This window comes from Sulfurimonas sp. (assembly GCF_026988655.1).
GTDB lineage: Bacteria > Campylobacterota > Campylobacteria > Campylobacterales > Sulfurimonadaceae > Sulfurimonas.
In genome coordinates this window covers 1-17,622 of the sequence record NZ_JALSKT010000024.1, presented here as the reverse complement: position 1 = coordinate 17,622, position 17,622 = coordinate 1, and the positions used below count along the sequence as shown (strand labels likewise).

Below are 17,622 nucleotides of genomic sequence, written 5' to 3'. Positions count from 1 at the left end.
TCTATAATCCTAACTCATTCATGCAATCAATGCAGTACTCTGATTCTGGTATAAGCTTTAGTCTCTCTATGGAGATATTTTCTTCGCACTCTTTGCAAACACCATAATCTTCGCGCTCAACTTTATTCAGTGTTGCCATGAGCTTGTTGTATCGTTTGGTGTACTCTTGAAATCTGTGAAAGATGATGTTTTGTTCTTGGTGTCTGCCTGCATGGTAGACATTATCTAGTGAACACTCTTTATCAACAGGTTTGAGTTGTGTTTGTAGATATGCCAACTCCTTAGAAAGTGTTGCCATTTGCGATTCAATAATATTTTTTAATTCTTGTTTCTCTGTAATTGTCATTTGTATTATTCTCTTAGGTTATCTAGTAATCCATTCTCTTTTAAAATATTTAAGATTATATCATCATCAATATTTTCTAGTTCACTTTTTGAGTACATCTTCATTAAAAATATATTTTGCATAGCGTCAATATAATAATAAATCACTCGAAATCCTCCACTTTTACCAGTGGGAATTGAACTATTAGCAACTCTTATTTTATAGCACCTATGAGCTAATTCTATTCCTGATTTCGGATTTTCTAACAACTCTTTGTGTAATAATTTTAAATCATTTGGGAGCTGTTTATATTTTTTAAAGAGTCTCTTGGCATCTTTGTTAAAGGAGCTAAGGGTTTTAATGTTCAAGGTCATCTATGAGCTCATCAAGTGATTTCAAAGAATCTTCACCATTGTTACTTAGTGAATTTTTTAACTCTTTGCAGCTACTGTCAAACTCTTGATAAAATATATTTGCTTTTTGTGTACTAATGTATGAAGATATTGCTTCTGTAATTACATCAGTTCTATTAATAGAAAACTGATTGGTAAAAGCATCTATCTCTTCTATTAAATATTTCGGTAATCGCAAACCAACTTGTTGTTTTTCTAATTGAGAAATATTGTGCATAAACAATTCCTTATATAATTATGTTTTACAATAGTATATAATATTCATCTAGATAAGTCAATTAAAATTTATTCCTTATGGTTTGCGACAGTGCTAGGAGTGGTGTTTCCGCTTGCTTGCATACTGAGGGCTTGGGGGTGTTTTTTGTAGTGTTCTCGCACCACTTGAGCCAATCTCTCTTTTGTCGCTACATCTACAACGCCATTTTCTGCTACGGTATCTGCGATGTTTTGTACAAGCTCATCTTGTGGTTTTGGTACTTTTTCTTTCCATGAAAGGAGTAGTGCTTTGTTTATATGTGATGGAAGAGAGCCCATGATGCCGACATCATTTTGATTGTGAATGAGTAAGCCTGAAGTTGTACCTCTATCAAGTGTTAGAACTTGAAAAAGATAGAGCGTATGATATTCGAGCTGTTTTTGTTTCTCTTCTTGGGTGATTGTTGTGCGTGTTTGGAGAGCATTTTTTACAATGCTAGTGTAGGTATCTATGACACCTTCTCCAAACTGTTGTGCAAACGCAGCGTCAGAAGCTTTGTCTATGGTTTTGTAGTTTTCAAGGTAGAAGTGTGAAACACCTCGCGTTCGCTCTAAGGCAGGAATGTTGAAGTATTTGTCTCCTTGGCTAGCACCTTCATCGTAGCGTTTGTCTGCTAAAGTGCGAAGAGCATCATCAAAAGTTTTTCTATCCTCTTCATTAAAAATACTTGGATTTAAGTCCGCCATGATACGCCAATATGAGGGCGCATCACGTAGCTCTGTCAAGCTAATATGAATATGTATGGAAGGTACATTTGGATTTTTTGGGTGAATGATAGTAGAGATTGCTGTTGCACTTTTGAGGTTTTTGTCTGGAATTTCATCATAATGCACTTGAGAGACATTGACACTTGCGGTATTAAAGAGTTGTGCATCTCGCGCTTCAAAACGACTTCCTCCTCCGTGAAGACCCCCGTCACGCAGCCAAGTTACTTCTTCGTAAGGTTTGTTCTCTCCAAGCTCTTTGCTCAGTTCATTAAGCTGATTTACAAATCTTTTTTGTAAAGCCCGTACAAGTTTATAAGCATCTTGTGCCTCTTGTGAGTTTGCCATTATCATATTCATATTATTTTCTCTATTATTTTTTATAATTTTAGCAACTTTCAGATAAAATTCGCATATGAATAAAGAAGAATATATAAACGCAGTAGAAACACTTAATCTTTGGGCTTATCATTATTATGTTTTAGATGACCCTATTATGACCGATGAGGGCTATGATAAGCTTTATCATAAAGTTGTGGAGTATGAAGAGGCACATCCTGAGGATATTTTGAAAAACTCGCCGACGCAGCGTGTGGGTGATGTCATCAGTGAAGGTTTTACAAAAGAGCCTCATCTCTCACGTATGTGGTCGCTTGAAGATATCTTCGATGCAGATGGACTGCAAAAATGGCTAGAAAAAACCTACAGACTAGATAAAAATGTCACTTTTTATTGTGAACCTAAGTATGATGGCGCTTCGCTTAATCTTATCTATGAAAATGGTGAGCTTCTTAAAGGTATCACAAGAGGGGATGGTACAGTTGGTGAGCTGATCACACCAAATGTGAAGACTATTCGCTCAATTCCTCTGACTATAGAACATAAAAAACGCATAGAAATTCGTGGTGAAGTCGTTATATTTAAAGATGAGTTTGAGAAGATAAATGCCCAGCGTCTCAAAGCAGGAGAACAACTCTTTGCAAACCCTCGAAACGCAGCTGCTGGGAGTTTAAGACAACTTGATCCTAGTATTACCGCTACACGTAATCTTGTTTTTTTACCTTATGGTGTTGGAGTAAATGAACTGAGTCATAAACTACTCAGTGAAAAAATGAGCTACATTTATCAGCTTGGCTTTCGTGAGCCACCACTTCGCCGCATTACAAAAGGTTTTGATGAGATAGAAGCTATCTATGAACAGATGAAAGAAGAACGTGAGAGTTATCCGATGATGCTTGATGGTATGGTCGTAAAAGTCAATGAAATAGCAGCGCAGATAGATATGGGCTATACGGTCAAAGTACCTCGTTGGGCAGTAGCATATAAATTTCCTGCGGTTGAAAAGATTACCACTGTAAAAGATATTGTGCTGCAAGTTGGTAGAACTGGTGTTGTGACACCTGTGGCTATTGTCGAACCCACAGAGATAGATGGTGTCATCGTGGAGCGTGCGACACTGCATAATTTTGATGAGATTGATAGAAAAGATATTCGTATCTTTGACAAGGTTATTATCTTAAGAAGTGGGGATGTTATACCCAAAATCATTAAGGTATTAACGCAGGAGCGAACTGGTAATGAAGTCAAAGTTGCGCGACCAAAAAACTGTCCGGTTTGTGGAAGCGAGCTCCTTCAAGAAGAGGTACTGATAAAGTGTCAAAACTTAAGATGTGAGGCAAGAGTTGTCAACTCCATCATCTACTTTGCTTCAAAACAGTGTCTTAATATCGACGGACTTGGCGTGAAAATCGTCGAGCAACTCTTTAGTGCGGGATTAGTCAAAAGTGTACTTGATCTGTTTGACTTAAACAAAGAAAAACTTTTAGCACTTGAAGGCTTTAAAGAGAAAAAAGCGACAAATCTTTTACAAGCAATACAAAGTGCAAAAGGCTGTGAGCTTTGGCGTCTTATCAATTCGCTTGGGATTGAGCATATTGGAGAAGTTGCTTCAAAAATGATAGCACAAAGATTTGGTTTGAACTTTGTAAACGCAGTAAAAGAAGAGCTTTTGGAGATAGAAGGCATTGGTGAAGAGATGGCGGAATCATTCTTAGAGTTTTTACGAGTAAATCATGAAACGGTAAGTAAGCTTGTTGAGGTTTTACAGCCAGTGGAACCAGAGCAACAAGAAGAGGCACAAGAGAACCCTTTTAAAGGTAAAACTGTAGTTTTAACAGGAACAATGAGCGAATCACGTGGGAAGATAAAAGAAAAGCTAGAAGCACTTGGCGCGAAAGTGTCAGGCTCGGTAAGTAAAAAAACGGACTTTGTTATCTACGGAGAAGATGCCGGAAGTAAGTATGATAAGGCTGTAAGTTTAGGTGTGGCAACTTTAAATGAAGAAGAAATGCAAGAGCTCATTCAATGATGCGATTAGATAACTATTTGGTAGAAAACGATTTCGTAGATAGCCGTAATAAAGCACAAAACATCATAAAAGAAGAGCTTGTAAGTGTAAACGACAAAGTCATCAAAAAGGCTGCGTTTAGAGTTCAAGAGGGTGATGAGGTACGTGTTGCCGAGTATAAGGCTTATGTCTCTCGAGCTGCGTTTAAGTTGGATGAATTTTTAGACGAGATAAAATTTGATGTAAAAGATACAGAGGCTTTAGATATCGGCTCCTCAACGGGTGGCTTTACTCAGGTGCTTTTAGAGCGAGGTGCAAAAGAGGTGACTTGTGTAGATGTTGGACATGACCAACTGCATAAATGCATTCGTAAAGATGTTCGAGTGAATGTTTATGAGGGCTGTGATATACGCAAGTTTACAAGTGAGAAGCGATTTGATCTGATAGTGAGTGATGTTGCATTTATCTCACTATTTTACATCTTAGATGATGTTGAACGCCTTGCAAGTCAAGATATTATACTGCTTTTTAAGCCGCAGTTTGAAGTTGGACGAGAAGTGAAACGTGATAAAAATGGTGTAGTACTAGATAAAAAAGCAATAGCAAATGCCATGATAAAGTTTGAAGATGCTTGTCGGCTCAAAGGCTGGAATTTACTTCAAAAGCTTCCTTCACGCCTTACAGGGAAAGAGGGAAATTTAGAGTATTGTTATTACTTTCATAAATAGGCATATTCAAATTTGTTATCCAGCTACTTTATGATGTTCAATTTGCATAATTTTATCAGCCAACCACGTTTTAATGATAGCTTGACGACTTACTCCAATATGTTGTGCTTCTTCATCAAGTTTTTTAACCATCCAAGTAGGAAAATCTATATTTATTCTCTTTGGTTCCAAATTGGGTCTTCTTATTGTAGATAAATCAAGGTATTCAATGATATCTTCTTCGTTATCATCAAATATCTTATCAAATTCTTCAGCTTTCATAAATTACAATTGAATTGAGTTTTTTACATTTTTTGTATTAGTATTCTTAAATACAAGATCTCCTTTTTGGCAATAAATATCGTAATAGAAGGACATAATGTCCTTTAACTATTGTGATGTTTAATAATCAAAAAAATATCTTTGATTTTGTTCTTATTTCCAAAAATGAAATATCTTTAGATATACTTACAGATACAATAGAAATATGTTGTAAAATCAATTGACCTTGGAGTTAGAAGAAATTGAACACGAATAACAGTATTACTTCGATTGCTATCGGTGGTTTTGATGGTATGCATATTGGGCATCAGGCACTTTTTCGTGCGCTTGATGCTCAAAGTTGTATAGTTGTGATAGAAAATGGTTATGCTTGTTTAACACCTAATGGTACAAGACAAGAGCACACAAATCATCCTATAGTATATCTCAAACTAGATGAGATCCGCCATCTTGATGGTGAGGGTTTTGTAAAATTTTTGAAAGTTAAATTTCCACAACTCAAAAAGATAGTTGTTGGGTATGATTTTCATTTTGGAAAAGATAGAAAGTACTCTTTTGAAGATTTAAAAAAGATATTTGATGGGGAGGTTGTTGTGATAGAAGAAGTGAAGCACAACAATGACTCAGTGCATTCAAATAAAATTCGTGCAAAACTAAAGATGGGTGATATCAAAGGTGCAAATGAGTTTCTAGGGTATAACTATACTATTGAAGGTCACAGAGTAGATGGGCAGGGTCTAGGATCTAAAGAGCTTGTAGCTACTATAAACTTAGAGGTAGAAGGTTTTTTACTTCCAAAAGAGGGTGTGTATGTAACATTGACACGTTTGGACGAGGAAGAACATTTTCATCCTTCTGTAAGTTTTATAGGGCATCGCGTGACAACTGACGGTAGCTTTGCCGTTGAGACGCATATACTTGATGGTGCAGTAGTATGCAAAGAAAAAGCAAGCATAAGTTTTGTAGCGTTTATACGAAACAATGAGAAGTTTGACTCTTTAGAAGAGCTTAAAGAGATGATAAAAAGAGATATAGCAAAAGCCAACAAAGAACTTGGGCGCTTAGCTTTATAAAACAGTAAAGGTAAAAATTGAACAGAGAATATCTAGAAAATAAAAATACAATACATTTTAAATTTGAACAAAATAAAGATGATTTTATCGTGGATGAAATCCCAATACATTTTAAAGGTAATGGAAATTTTGCAATCTACCATATCAAAAAAGTTGAAATGACAACTTGGGATATGATAGCTGCGTTTGCAGAGTTTTTAAACATTCCTGCTGAAAAAATAGGCTATGCAGGACTAAAAGATAAACATGCAACAACAACACAGTATATATCTGTTGAAGCAAAATTTGAAAAACTGCTTAAAAAGTTTAAACATCCCCAGATTAAGATACTAAACGCAACGCGACATACACACTCTATTCGTATGGGTGACTTGGTGGGAAATCGTTTTAGCATCAATCTTTTTGGTGTTTCTCAGATAGAAGCAGGGCAGATTGAAAAGCTTGCACGAAAGAGCGAAAAAAACGGACTGCCAAATTACTTTGGGTATCAACGATTTGGACGCAATGAAGACTCGGTAGAACAAGCAAAAGCAATGATAGGCGGTGACTTACATATAGCTGATGCAAAGCTCAAGAAGTTTTTGATATCTATCTATCAAAGTGTTTACTTTAATGACTGGCTAAAAGAGCGTGTTATCTTAAGCCGTGAGAAAAATGACTCAAAGTTTCTTCTTTTAGAGGGTGATATTTATCTCTCAAGCGAAGGTAAACTCTTTACACCAAAAAAGATAGCACAAAAAGATTTTGAGGCACATAAAGTGGTTCCTACAGGGCTATTACCTGGACGTGATGTGTATCGAGCCAGAGGTGAAGCAAAAGCGATAGAAGAAAAATATGATGATGAGTTTTTATATGATAAAGGGCTTCGTCGTGAAGCACTTGTTTTTCCATCTGATATAGAGTTTAAGTATAAAAATAATTTTGATATTTTGAATGTTGCATTTACACTGCCAAAAGGTTCATACGCAACAGTATTTTTAGAAAACATTGCAAACAAAAACTTCAAAGCTAAAGTGATAAAACAAAAAGGTGCTAAGTCTAAAAGGTAAGACTTACCACTCCTCTTCTTCTTCATTCATATCTGAATCATCGTAAGGGTCCATATGAACTAAAATATGTACTTTTTTATCTTTTGGAAATATTTTTTTAATCTTTGCTTCAACTCTATCAGCAATCACATGAGCATCATAGAGTGAAATACTGACATTAAAAACAGCATGAAATGAGATGAAGACATGAGAACCTGACTCTCTTGTTCTTAAAAAGTGGTAGTTCATAATTGCTTCTTCATTTTCTATAATCTCTTCTATCTTTTTCACTTCTTCTTTCGGTAAAGAAGCATCAAGAAGCATTAAAACTCCCTCTTTGACAATAGGAATAGCAGAATAAATCATATATATAGCGATACCAATACCAAGAATAGGGTCAATAAGTTGCTCCCCAGTATAATGAATGGCTACAAGAGCAAACAAAACTGCACCGTTTGAAAAGAGGTCGGTTTTATAATGTAGAGCATCAGCTTTTATGACCATATTTTTCGTTTTTTTCGCTACATAAGAGAGGAAAAAAACTAAAAAACCTGTAATGACAAAAGAGGCAACCATAACAGCGATACTTTCACTCATATGACTCATATCTCTAGGATGTACAATCTTTGTAATAGCTTCATATAAGATAAAAATTGCTGAGAATGAAATGATAGTTCCCTCTATGACAGCCGCGAGTGGTTCTAACTTACTTCTACCAAAATGGAAGCGACCATCAGGATCTTTTTCCGCATTATGAAGAGCAAAATAGTTGAAGATAGAGACGGTTAAGTCCAGCAAACTATCTATGGCAGAAGCTAAAACGGCAATAGAACCACTGAAAATACCGACAGTCAATTTGAGTAAAACGAGGACTGCTGCAACACTGCTTGAAACAACAGTCGCTTTTTTTTCTATACGCATTTAAAACCTTTGAAATATTTAGGTACAATTATAGTAAAATTTAGCTAATACAGTGATTAAAATGAATATAAATAATCTAAGAAAAGAACGTGAAAGATGGATGGCTTGGAAAAATATTGCTCCATTACGTGAAGCAGTACAAAGCCTTGAAGATGTGGAGTGTACAGTAGAGTTTTGTGATACAATCAAGATTAATGGTGATTTTGGTAAAGAAAAAATTTATGATGTCGCAAAGATGCTTATGCCGTGGCGAAAAGGTCCTTTTGCTTTAGGTGAACTTTTCATAGATACAGAGTGGAAAAGTTTTGTAAAGTATAATCTTTTACGTCCACATTTTGATTTAAAAGATAAAAGAGTTGCCGATATAGGGTGTAACAACGGTTATTATATGTTTCGTATGCAAGAAGATCAACCAAAATCTTTAGTAGGATTTGACCCCTCACCGGTTTATAAAACACAGTTTGACTTTATAAACCATTTTGTGAAAAGTGAGATAGTGTATGAGCTTTTGGGTGTTGAACATTTAGAGTTTTATGAAGAGAAGTTTGATACTATCTTTTGTCTTGGTGTTTTGTATCATCGAAGTGACCCTGTTGCAATGCTCAAGTCACTCTATAAAGGGCTAGATAAGCAGGGTGAAGTGATACTAGACACTTTTTATATCGACGGAGAAGAAGAGATGGCTCTGTGTCCAGAATCGAGTTACTCAAAGATACCAAACATTTACTTTGTACCTACCATAAAAGCTCTTGAGCATTGGTGCAGGAGAGCTGGGTTTACTGCGTTTGAAATACTTGAGACTTCTGTAACGGACACAGGAGAACAGAGAAAGACTGAGTGGATAGAAGGGCAGTCACTAGAGGACTTTTTAGACCCAAATGATAACACAAAAACGGTTGAGGGATATCCCGCACCACAAAGAGTATATGTAAAACTAATAAAGGATAAAAATTAATGGCTGAAAATACAAATAATGAAGAGTTAGAAATAGAAGAGTATAAGGATGAAAAAGAGCCTGTTGCAGTTCAAACACATGAGCTTGTAAATCAAAACCTCAATGGTGAAATCATAAAGCTTGAAGAAGGTTATGTTGAGCTGCGTTTAACAACGATAAGTGAGATGGTTGCTGATAGAGAAGGATTGATACATGGCGGATTTATTTTTGGTTCAGCTGATTATGCTGCTATGCTTGCGGTAAATAAACGAAATGTTGTGCTTGTTGCAAGTGATTGTCAGTTTCTTTCGCCTGTTAAGTTGCATGATGAAGTAAAGGTTATAGCTCGTGTACGTCATAAAGAGGGTCGTAAACGTAATGTTCATGTTGAAGCTTTTGTCTTAGATATAAAAGTCTTTGAGGGAGAGTTTAAAACAGTCATAACAGAAAGACATGTCTTAAAACTCCATCTTTTAGATGAAGAAGAAAGTAATAGCGGTACGCCTAGTGAAGAAGAGTAGGGTTTTGACTACTTTTTAGCTGTAAAAAGAAAAACTCCAAAGTCACGATGTGGTTTTTGAATTGTATTGATGTTTCTAAACGCAGTGTCGCTAAAGCCTGCTTTTTTTGCTGCGTTTAGAAGCTTCTCTTCTTTAAATCCAAAGTGAAAAACTCCTGTGTTGTCTGCATGAAATGTGCCATCTTCACTCTCTAAATCTGCGATAGCGATAAAACCACCTTTTTTGATATTTTTGTAAATTCTTGCAAAAAAAGCATCCAAATCCTCTATATGATGCAAAGTCATAGAACTGATAAGTCCGTCAAACTCTCTGTCTATGGGTTTTTTTATGATGTCTTGGTTGTATACTTCTATGCTCAGATCAGGCGTATTTTTTTCTTGTAATTTTTCTAGCATTTTTGTTGAAGTATCTACTCCATAGACTTTCTTGACCTGTGGCGCGATGCTAAAGCCAAGAAGCCCTGTACCCACACCAAAATCAAGTATCTCCATCTCTTTGTCTAGTTTTATGCTTTCATTGATAGCATCAGCTATTGTTTTGGCTCCATTTACACGGATATCACCCTTATCCCACTCTTGTGCTTTATGTTGAAAATGATCTTGCATATTTCTCCTTTTTAGAACTGATTTATCCAGTAGTCAGTGTATTGTTGCTCTTGTTTTATACTTGTGTTTTCTCCGTGTCCCGGATAAATTGTTTTATCGTAAGGAATAAGTTTAAACTTTTGTAGTGATTTTTTCATATCCTCTGGACTAGAATAAGGAAAATCGGTACGTCCAATACTTCTTTGAAAAATGAAATCTCCACTAAACATTGCGTCCTCAATTTCTATGGTTGAGCATCCTGGGCAGTGTCCTGGAAAGTGACGAAATTTGACTTTTGTACCATCAAAATCAAGTTCTTCATCACCTTGAATGGCGACATCAGGAGTTGAAGGGGGTAGGTCAGGCATCCAGCCACTGTCTTGTAGGAGATGAATGTCACCTTCTGGTGTGTAGAGTTTGATACCGAGTTTTTCTTGAAGCTCTGCATTTGACCATACATGATCAAAATGTCCATGTGTATTTAAGATTGCCACAGGATTTGTAACATTATCTAAAACCCACTCTGTAGCACCGACTCCCGGGTCGATGATAAAATCCTTGCCATCAACACTCGCGATGTAACAATTTGTCTGATACGGTCCCATAGGCTGTTTCTTTATAGTCATTCTAATCTCTTTTTTATTGTGATTATAGCATTATGTCGTTATGAATTTTTTTAAAGAATTAGAGTTAATACTTGAAGCTCAAGATAGCGCAACAAAGATAAGCCGTTTTAGTCGTTTTTATGAGGCATATAAAAATGACAATGTTGTATTTGAGACTGCGTTTACACCCAAAGAGTTTACAGAACCTTCTTATACAAAGATATGTCAAACTGTACCACCTCAAAATGTTCCCAAACGCAGTAATCTTACTGCAAAAGAGGGACAGATAAATCTTTTGCATGCTATTGCGCATATAGAGTATTCTGCCATTGATTTAGCTCTTGATGGTACGTATAGATTTGTAGGAATGCCAAAAGCCTATTATGATGATTGGCTAGAGGTTGCCGATGATGAGATACGGCACTTTTTGATGCTTGAAAAACTACTGCATGAGCTAAACGCAGTGTATGGGGATCTGCCTGTGCATGACGCACTTTTTGAAGCAAGTCAAAAAACACAAACACTTGTTGAGCGGATGGCAGTAGTGCCACGCTATCTTGAAGCCAATGGACTTGATGCTACACCGATGATACTCAAAAAACTTAAAAAAATGCCAAAAAGTGAAATGCTTTCAAAAATCATAATAAATCTTGAAGTGATTTTGGATGAAGAGATAGACCATGTAAAAAAAGGTGATATTTGGTTTACTTACGCTTGTAAAGAGGAAAATCTTTCAACAGATGTATTTTTTCAAATTATAAAAAAATACTATCCAAGAGGCTTTTTAAGACCTGACAACTTAAATATTCAAGCAAGAAAAGAAGCTGGATTTAGTTGCGATGAACTTAAAATCATGGCTAAAAAAGAGGTTTGTTAATTCTCTTTCATAAATGAGCTCTGCTCAGTATACTTGTCTCTTACTGCTAAGAACTCATCAAGATGCTCAAAGAAGATATCAACAAGTTTTGGATCAAAGTGTTTTCCTTTTTCATCTTCGATAAGGGTGAAAATCTCTTTATCTTCCCAAGCTTTTTTGTAACAACGCTCGCTGCCAAGTGCATCAAAAACATCTGCAAGAGCAGTAATACGTCCATATATATGAATATCTTCACCATTAAGATTTCGTGGATAACCGCTTCCATCATATTTTTCATGATGCTCATACGCAATGATAGCAGCAGTTTTGAGTAACGCTCTCTCAGAATTTCTAAAGAGCTCATAGCCAATTTCAGCATGTGTTTTCATTACACTCCACTCATCTTGTGTAAGTTTTCCATTTTTGTTTAGAATGCTGTCTGGTATGGCAACTTTTCCTATGTCATGCATAGGAGAGGCTATAGTAAGATATTGAATCTCTTTTTCAGCTAGACCATAATGTTTTGCAAGTATTTGTGAGTAAAGTGCAACACGTTTGACATGAAAGCCAGTCTCTTGGCTTCTTGTCTCTCCAATCTCTCCCATCTTGAGGATAATGTCTTGTTGCGTCTCTTCTATCTCTTGAGAGAGTTTTACAATTTCTGTAATATCATTTCGAATAGCAATAAACTCTTCTATCTCACCTTTTTCATTTAAAATAGGATTAATAGTTACTTCAACAGTGTAAAATTCACCATCTTTTTTTCTATTTTTTACGATGCCAAACCATGGCTTTTTATCTAAAATTGTCTCCCACATCTCTTTAAAAGCTGATTTTGGCATATCCTTATGACGAACGATATTGTGAGGTTTTCCTAAAAGCTCTTCTGCCATATATCCTGAGATTGCACAAAACTTATCATTTACATAAGTAATTTTCCCTTTTTTATCTGTCTTAGAAACTATGCTACTTCTGTCAACTGCATTTTTATATTGTTGTAACAATTGAATATTTCTTACAATGTTGTTTTTTATCATTAAACCAAGTGCAGTTATGATGATAAAAAGAGCCGCAAGGAAAAGGAAGTTGATTGCAAATTCAATTTTTGCTTGGTGTATATGTTGTGTAATGCTATGATTAATACTTTGAAATTTTTGTTTTTCTATTGAATTTAGCGCTTCTATTATCGCTGTAGTTCTCTGAAACCACTCTTGTGGATTGACACTGATTACTGCGTTTGGTTTTTGTGTGTATCTGCTGTATATTTGTGTAAACCAAATATAATCTTGTGTTTTAAGAATATGTGCAAATGATTGGAGAATATTTTTTTCACAAAAAATTAAAAATTTTTCTTTTGCAAGGTCATATTCTCCTTTTGCATGAATTGCAGTGATGAGAAGTTGATGGTTTTGTGACTTTTGAGAAAAGATGCCATTGAGGGAACCTCTGATCTTTCCTAGAGCCTCTTTCATATAAAGAAGATGTGTGTAAGAATAAAATTTTTGTTCAATTTCACTGTTTTTTATATTTTTTGTTGAGAATAAATAACTTTTTAATAAAGAATTAATAAGGAGTGTATATCTGTTAAATGCATCGGAAGCTGGAATGGAAAAAGAGTTAATTTTTCCTCGTAAATCTGATAATCTTTGAATCTCTTTGAAATTTTTATTTCTAAAATCAGTAGTTTTTTGTTGCAATAAAAGTTTATGTTTAAAGTTTTTTCCATCTGAAGCAAGAAAACCACTGCTGTATCCACGCTCTTTTTGAAGTGAATTGATAAGCATTGATATCTCTTGTATCTTTGCGGTGTTTTCTTTGAGCACAGTAAAATCTTTAAGCTCTTTATAGCTATCAATCATAACAAGAATAAATCCAATGAAAATGATAATTAAAGGTAAAAATACTAACAGTTTTAATCTAGATATTATGGGTGAATTTATAAGAGAGCCTTTATTTATTTAGTATAATTATTTTAGAAGTATAATATAAGTTAGTTACAAAAATGTTAAATTTTTTCTTAAAAAAATATTTGTTACAAAATTTAGTTATAATCTCATTTGTTAATAACTTTTAAAGGTTTAAAATATATTATGAGCAAATATTCTCAGATTACTGACTACTTGACACTTTTTTTGGATACTGAAGTGAGAAAGACAGGCATAAATAGGGTTGTTGTCGGTTTAAGTGGTGGACTTGATTCTGCTGTTGTAGCAGTACTAGCCCATAAAGCTTTTCAAGATGATTTACTTTGTGTAAAAATGCCTTCACAGTATTCTTCCAAAAGTTCGCTTGATGATGCTGATGAGCTTTGTAGAGATTTTAATCTAAACGCAGTGACGTGTTCTATATCTCCAATGCTTGAAGCATATGAGAAAATGAATCCTGATTTGGATAATTTACGAAAAGGAAACTTTTCTTCTCGTATGCGTATGTCTACACTTTTTGACATCTCTGCACGTGAAAATGCCTTAGTCTTAGGTACGAGTAATAAGAGTGAGCTTATGCTTGGATATGGAACGCTTTATGGGGATTTGGCTTCGGCTGTGAATCCTATAGGCGACCTATATAAAAGTGAAGTATTTGAACTCGCTCGTTATCTTGGAGTGAGTAAGAGCATTATCCAAAAACCGCCTTCTGCTGACTTGTGGGATGGACAGAGTGATGAGGATGATTTGGGTTATACCTATGCTGAGCTTGACGCGGCAATGAAGCTTTATGTTGATGAACGTTTATCACGTGAAGAGGTTATTGAGCAGGGGATAGACGAAGTAATGCTAGATATGATAATAAAAAAGATTTTTCGAAATCATTTTAAGAGAAAGATGCCAGTCATTGCCAAGCTAACATCTAGAACACTTGGACATGATTTTAATTATCCAAGAGATATAACATTATAAAAAAGAGGAGTAGTAAATGCCAACAAAAAAAGTAAAAGTACCTTTTCATAGATATGAAAGTTCAATAGGAGCCCACTCAAATGTAAGTGATGCACTCGATGGTGAAGATATCAATCAAGTTGCAGAACTTGAAGAAGAGTTTAAAGAATATGTTGGAAGTGATTATGCGCTAGCGACTTCACATGGAACATCAGCACTACATTTGGCAATGCTTGCACTTGATCTCAAACGTGGAGATAAGGTTTTATGTAGTGTAAATGCACATCCAAGCGTTCCTGAAGTTGTTCGTCATTTTGATGCTGAACCTATTTTTATAGATATAGCTGAGGGAAGCTTCATTATTGATGTTGAAAAACTAGAAAACTATCTAGAAGAGAACAAGTCAAAAAAACTTAAAGCTGTAATTATTACACATATTGGGAATGTTCCGGTTAACTTGGAGAGAGTTTACAATATGGCAAAAATTTACAATATAAAAGTTGTTGAAGATGCTAGTGATGTACTAGGTGCAACATATAAAGGTGTTAAGATTGGTGCTACGGGTGCAGATATGACCTGTTTTAATTTTTCACCGCATTTGAAGAAAAATATCTGTAATGGTGGTATGATTACTTCAAACAATGAAGATTTAATGGCAAGAGCAAGACTTATCGCTAATCATGCTATAGTACGTGATGACAATGCTTTAGAATATATTTATGATGTTGTGGATATTGGAAATGATTATGCTTTAAGTGATCTAAACGCAGCATATATACGTGCGCAGGTAAAAGAGCAAAGCAAGAGAATAAAAAGAAAAAAAGAGATAGCAAAAATGTACGGAGAAGGACTTGCTGGCGTTGAGCATGTAACTATTCCGACTATGGATAATGAAGAAAACTCTTTCTCTCTTTATATAATAAAGATTGATAAAAACCGTGACTCTTTTGCTATTGCCCTAAAAGAAGAGGGGGTAGGTACAGGACTTCATTATATTCCTTTACATCTTTTAACATATTATAAATCAAAGTACTCTCTAAGAGTAAATGATTTTCCTGTGGCACTTCGTTCGTTTCAGCAAATCCTCTCATTACCAATCTATCCAGATATGAGTGATGAAGAGGTAAAATTTGTTATTTCAAAAGTTAAAAAAATAGCAAAAACAAGGGTTTAGTTCTTTTGAAAAAGGCACTTGTTTTTTGGGTTGAAGAGTATTTCTACAACCCAAAAATTCTTCAAAAATTTCTTTCATATTTTTTATTTCCTCTGAGTTGGCTCTATTGTTTTATAATGTATTTACGTTTTAAGTCGATAACTGCAGAAGACTTTGGTATCAAAATCATTAGCGTAGGGAATCTAACCGTAGGTGGAAGTGGAAAGACTCCACTTGTCAGTGCACTAGCAGAGCACTATGAAAAACCTGCCATTATTTTACGCGGTTATGGACGTGAGTCTAAGGGTATGATAATCGTAAAAGATAAAAATGGCATCTTATGTGATGTCAAACGCAGTGGTGATGAGGCAATGGTCTATGCAAAAAAACTTCCAAACGCAGTAGTCATAGTAAGTGAAGATAGAAAAATAGCTATAAATAAAGCCAAAGAGTTAGGATGTGAAATTGTTTTTTTGGATGATGCCTACTCAAAACATAACATCAAAAAGCATGATATTCTGATAAATGTAAAAACAAAGAATGAATTTTGCCTACCATCTGGACCTTATAGGGAAAAATTGTGGCAAGGCAAAGGTGCTCTTGTTGTAGAAGATGGTGTTGATTTTAAACGAGTTGTTAGAGTGAAAAATCCAAGGAAAAAAATGTCTTTTGTAACTGCCATAGCAAGACCACAAAGAGTTGATAAATACTTACCTGATGTCGTGAGTAAAAATTACTTTGAAGATCATCATAGTTTTACAAAAGAGGAACTTGAAACAATTTTACGCAAGGATAAGAGCGATAGTTTACTTGTAACTTTGAAAGATTATGTAAAAATTGAAGATTTTGGACTGCCTTTGTCTTTGCTTGATCTTGATATTGATTTGATAAATATTTCCTTAAAAAATTATAGGAAGGTAGAAGCTCACATCAAATAAATCATCATCACGCAAATATTTGTTTTTATGATAAATAGCGTAGGCAGGTTTTGTGCATGTTTCGTATTCACTTTCTAGTAGCCATTTGTGATAGACCCATTGTATAAAATGTAAAAATTCTCCCTTTTTTCCTTGAATGTCAAATTTTGCATATAAGCCACCTGCAATTACAAAATTTGGTAATCTATCGCTTAATACATTTTCATTTGTTGCAATGCATGCTACATACTGACATTCAATGAGTGGTGTAATTGTAGGGTTGTCATGAAAGAGTGCAATGTGTTTGTACTCTTGAATATTATTGCTAAAACTCCAGGCATAGAGTTTTTGCCAACTCTCTTTAATATTTTTTTCAATATAGCCATGGTTTCTAATGTAGTAACTTTTAATAGGTTCCATGGTAAGGATCTGAGGTTCTAAATTTTCAAATATTTGAGTGAAATTTCCTTGTTTACGATAATCATTAAGTAGTTTTGATGAGTACTCTTTAAAACCACCATTTTTCCACTCTTTTGGAGTCATAAAAAATCTAGCTTTAAAAGCTTTGATAAAAGAAGATTGTGAACTATAGCCACACATATTTGCAATGTTGGATATTGTTGAGTATCTATTTGTTAAGAGCAGATTGGATGCTTTTTGTAGTCTAATGGCTCGAATGCTTTCGTAAATATTTCGATGAAATACTTCTTTAAAAACCCGTTGCATATGAAACTTACTGATTGAGAGGTCTTGACTTAGCTCTTCAACATCAATATGCGTGTCAATATTTGTATAAATATAAAACATAATGTCGTTTGCTATTTTAAGTCTTTTGTGCAATGTTTCTTTTTTCATAGAATATATAATAGCATAAATAAGTACCTCTCCATAAATAACCCCAATTTCAGAAGCTTAAAAAGAGGGCTAATACAAGGCGAAATTCCGCATGAGCTACTAGTAGCTTAAAGGATTTTCAACGAAGTAGTAGCCCTCTTTTTAACCCAAATTATGCAATAAAGAAAGTTTAAACCAATAAAAAGTACTATAGAGCCGAGATAAAAGAGAGCTGATAAGGAGTCACCAAATGGGTGAACTAAAAATTCAATATTCAGATAAAAAA

20 protein-coding genes are annotated in these 17,622 nt (G+C 34.9%); 10 read left to right on the top strand and 10 right to left on the bottom strand.

Translation table 11 applies throughout. The features are described from left to right. Position 1: 1 nt before the first annotated feature. The 4 genes from MV052_RS02760 to MV052_RS02745 form a co-directional block, all read right to left on the bottom strand. Complete coding sequence (locus tag MV052_RS02760) at positions 2–346, bottom strand: TraR/DksA C4-type zinc finger protein (RefSeq protein ID WP_297440757.1); 345 nt, start codon at positions 344–346, stop codon at positions 2–4. A gap of 5 nt (positions 347–351) precedes the next feature. Further along, entirely contained in the window at positions 352–699 is a 348-nt protein-coding gene (locus MV052_RS02755; protein ID WP_297440755.1) for a hypothetical protein, read from the bottom strand. Continuing rightward, entirely contained in the window at positions 683–955 is a 273-nt protein-coding gene (locus tag MV052_RS02750; protein ID WP_297440752.1) for a hypothetical protein, read from the bottom strand. The genes MV052_RS02755 and MV052_RS02750 overlap by 17 nt, the downstream gene beginning before the upstream one ends. A 68-nt stretch (positions 956–1,023) precedes the next feature. After that, positions 1,024–2,058: a coproporphyrinogen III oxidase gene (locus MV052_RS02745; protein WP_297440750.1), complete on the bottom strand. Its 1,035-nt coding sequence runs from the start codon at positions 2,056–2,058 to the stop codon at positions 1,024–1,026. A 55-nt stretch (positions 2,059–2,113) separates the two neighbouring features. Between MV052_RS02745 and ligA the strand changes: the two genes are divergently transcribed. Together ligA and MV052_RS02735 are read left to right on the top strand one after the other, a co-directional pair. Beyond that, entirely contained in the window at positions 2,114–4,066 is a 1,953-nt protein-coding gene (gene ligA, locus MV052_RS02740; RefSeq protein ID WP_297440748.1) for an NAD-dependent DNA ligase LigA, read from the top strand. After that, on the top strand, positions 4,066–4,773 hold the full coding sequence (locus tag MV052_RS02735; protein ID WP_297440759.1) for a TlyA family RNA methyltransferase: 708 nt from the start codon (positions 4,066–4,068) through the stop codon (positions 4,771–4,773). Before ligA ends, MV052_RS02735 begins: the two co-directional genes overlap by 1 nt. A gap of 15 nt (positions 4,774–4,788) precedes the next feature. Here MV052_RS02735 and MV052_RS02730 read toward each other — a convergent pair whose 3' ends face one another. Further along, on the bottom strand, positions 4,789–5,034 hold the full coding sequence (locus MV052_RS02730; protein WP_297440746.1) for a CopG family antitoxin: 246 nt from the start codon (positions 5,032–5,034) through the stop codon (positions 4,789–4,791). Positions 5,035–5,276: 242 nt separating this feature from the next. Between MV052_RS02730 and MV052_RS02725 the strand changes: the two genes are divergently transcribed. Beyond that, entirely contained in the window at positions 5,277–6,107 is an 831-nt protein-coding gene (locus MV052_RS02725) for a bifunctional riboflavin kinase/FAD synthetase (RefSeq protein WP_297440744.1), read from the top strand. A gap of 17 nt (positions 6,108–6,124) precedes the next feature. Then, positions 6,125–7,156: a tRNA pseudouridine(13) synthase TruD gene (locus tag MV052_RS02720; RefSeq protein ID WP_297440742.1), complete on the top strand. Its 1,032-nt coding sequence runs from the start codon at positions 6,125–6,127 to the stop codon at positions 7,154–7,156. 3 nt (positions 7,157–7,159) lie between these two features. On the opposite strand, the gene MV052_RS02715 is transcribed toward MV052_RS02720, so the two are convergent. After that, positions 7,160–8,056, bottom strand: coding sequence for a cation diffusion facilitator family transporter (locus MV052_RS02715; protein WP_297440740.1), 897 nt, complete (start codon positions 8,054–8,056; stop codon positions 7,160–7,162). A gap of 52 nt (positions 8,057–8,108) precedes the next feature. On the opposite strand from MV052_RS02715, the gene cmoB reads away from it, so the two are divergent. Both cmoB and MV052_RS02705 read left to right on the top strand, forming a co-directional pair. Further along, positions 8,109–9,011: a tRNA 5-methoxyuridine(34)/uridine 5-oxyacetic acid(34) synthase CmoB gene (gene cmoB, locus MV052_RS02710; protein WP_297440738.1), complete on the top strand. Its 903-nt coding sequence runs from the start codon at positions 8,109–8,111 to the stop codon at positions 9,009–9,011. Then, positions 9,011–9,511, top strand: coding sequence for a PaaI family thioesterase (locus MV052_RS02705; RefSeq protein ID WP_297440736.1), 501 nt, complete (start codon positions 9,011–9,013; stop codon positions 9,509–9,511). The genes cmoB and MV052_RS02705 overlap by 1 nt, the downstream gene beginning before the upstream one ends. 8 nt (positions 9,512–9,519) lie before the next feature. Here MV052_RS02705 and MV052_RS02700 read toward each other — a convergent pair whose 3' ends face one another. After that, positions 9,520–10,116: a class I SAM-dependent methyltransferase gene (locus MV052_RS02700; protein WP_297440734.1), complete on the bottom strand. Its 597-nt coding sequence runs from the start codon at positions 10,114–10,116 to the stop codon at positions 9,520–9,522. 11 nt (positions 10,117–10,127) lie between these two features. Then, entirely contained in the window at positions 10,128–10,721 is a 594-nt protein-coding gene (locus MV052_RS02695) for an MBL fold metallo-hydrolase (RefSeq protein ID WP_297440732.1), read from the bottom strand. A gap of 40 nt (positions 10,722–10,761) precedes the next feature. Between MV052_RS02695 and MV052_RS02690 the strand changes: the two genes are divergently transcribed. After that, on the top strand, positions 10,762–11,577 hold the full coding sequence (locus MV052_RS02690; RefSeq protein WP_297440730.1) for a ferritin-like domain-containing protein: 816 nt from the start codon (positions 10,762–10,764) through the stop codon (positions 11,575–11,577). Here the strand turns inward: MV052_RS02690 and MV052_RS02685 are convergent. Beyond that, positions 11,574–13,415, bottom strand: coding sequence for an HD domain-containing phosphohydrolase (locus MV052_RS02685; protein WP_297440728.1), 1,842 nt, complete (start codon positions 13,413–13,415; stop codon positions 11,574–11,576). The two genes, MV052_RS02690 and MV052_RS02685, sit on opposite strands and share 4 nt — an antisense overlap. Before the next feature lie 231 nt (positions 13,416–13,646). On the opposite strand from MV052_RS02685, the gene MV052_RS02680 reads away from it, so the two are divergent. Genes MV052_RS02680 through MV052_RS02670 form a run of 3 tightly spaced genes read left to right on the top strand, consistent with a single transcriptional unit; the run spans position 13,647 to position 16,523 of the window. After that, positions 13,647–14,453 (top strand): NAD+ synthase, encoded by an 807-nt coding sequence (locus MV052_RS02680; protein ID WP_297440726.1) that lies wholly within the window; start codon positions 13,647–13,649, stop codon positions 14,451–14,453. Positions 14,454–14,469: 16 nt separating this feature from the next. Further along, entirely contained in the window at positions 14,470–15,606 is a 1,137-nt protein-coding gene (locus MV052_RS02675) for a DegT/DnrJ/EryC1/StrS family aminotransferase (RefSeq protein WP_297440724.1), read from the top strand. A gap of 5 nt (positions 15,607–15,611) precedes the next feature. After that, on the top strand, positions 15,612–16,523 hold the full coding sequence (locus MV052_RS02670; RefSeq protein ID WP_297440722.1) for a tetraacyldisaccharide 4'-kinase: 912 nt from the start codon (positions 15,612–15,614) through the stop codon (positions 16,521–16,523). On the opposite strand, the gene MV052_RS02665 is transcribed toward MV052_RS02670, so the two are convergent. Further along, a complete protein-coding gene (locus MV052_RS02665; RefSeq protein WP_297440720.1) occupies positions 16,485–17,357 on the bottom strand; it encodes a GyrI-like domain-containing protein in 873 nt (290 codons plus the stop codon). The two genes, MV052_RS02670 and MV052_RS02665, sit on opposite strands and share 39 nt — an antisense overlap. Positions 17,358–17,622: the final 265 nt, after the last annotated feature.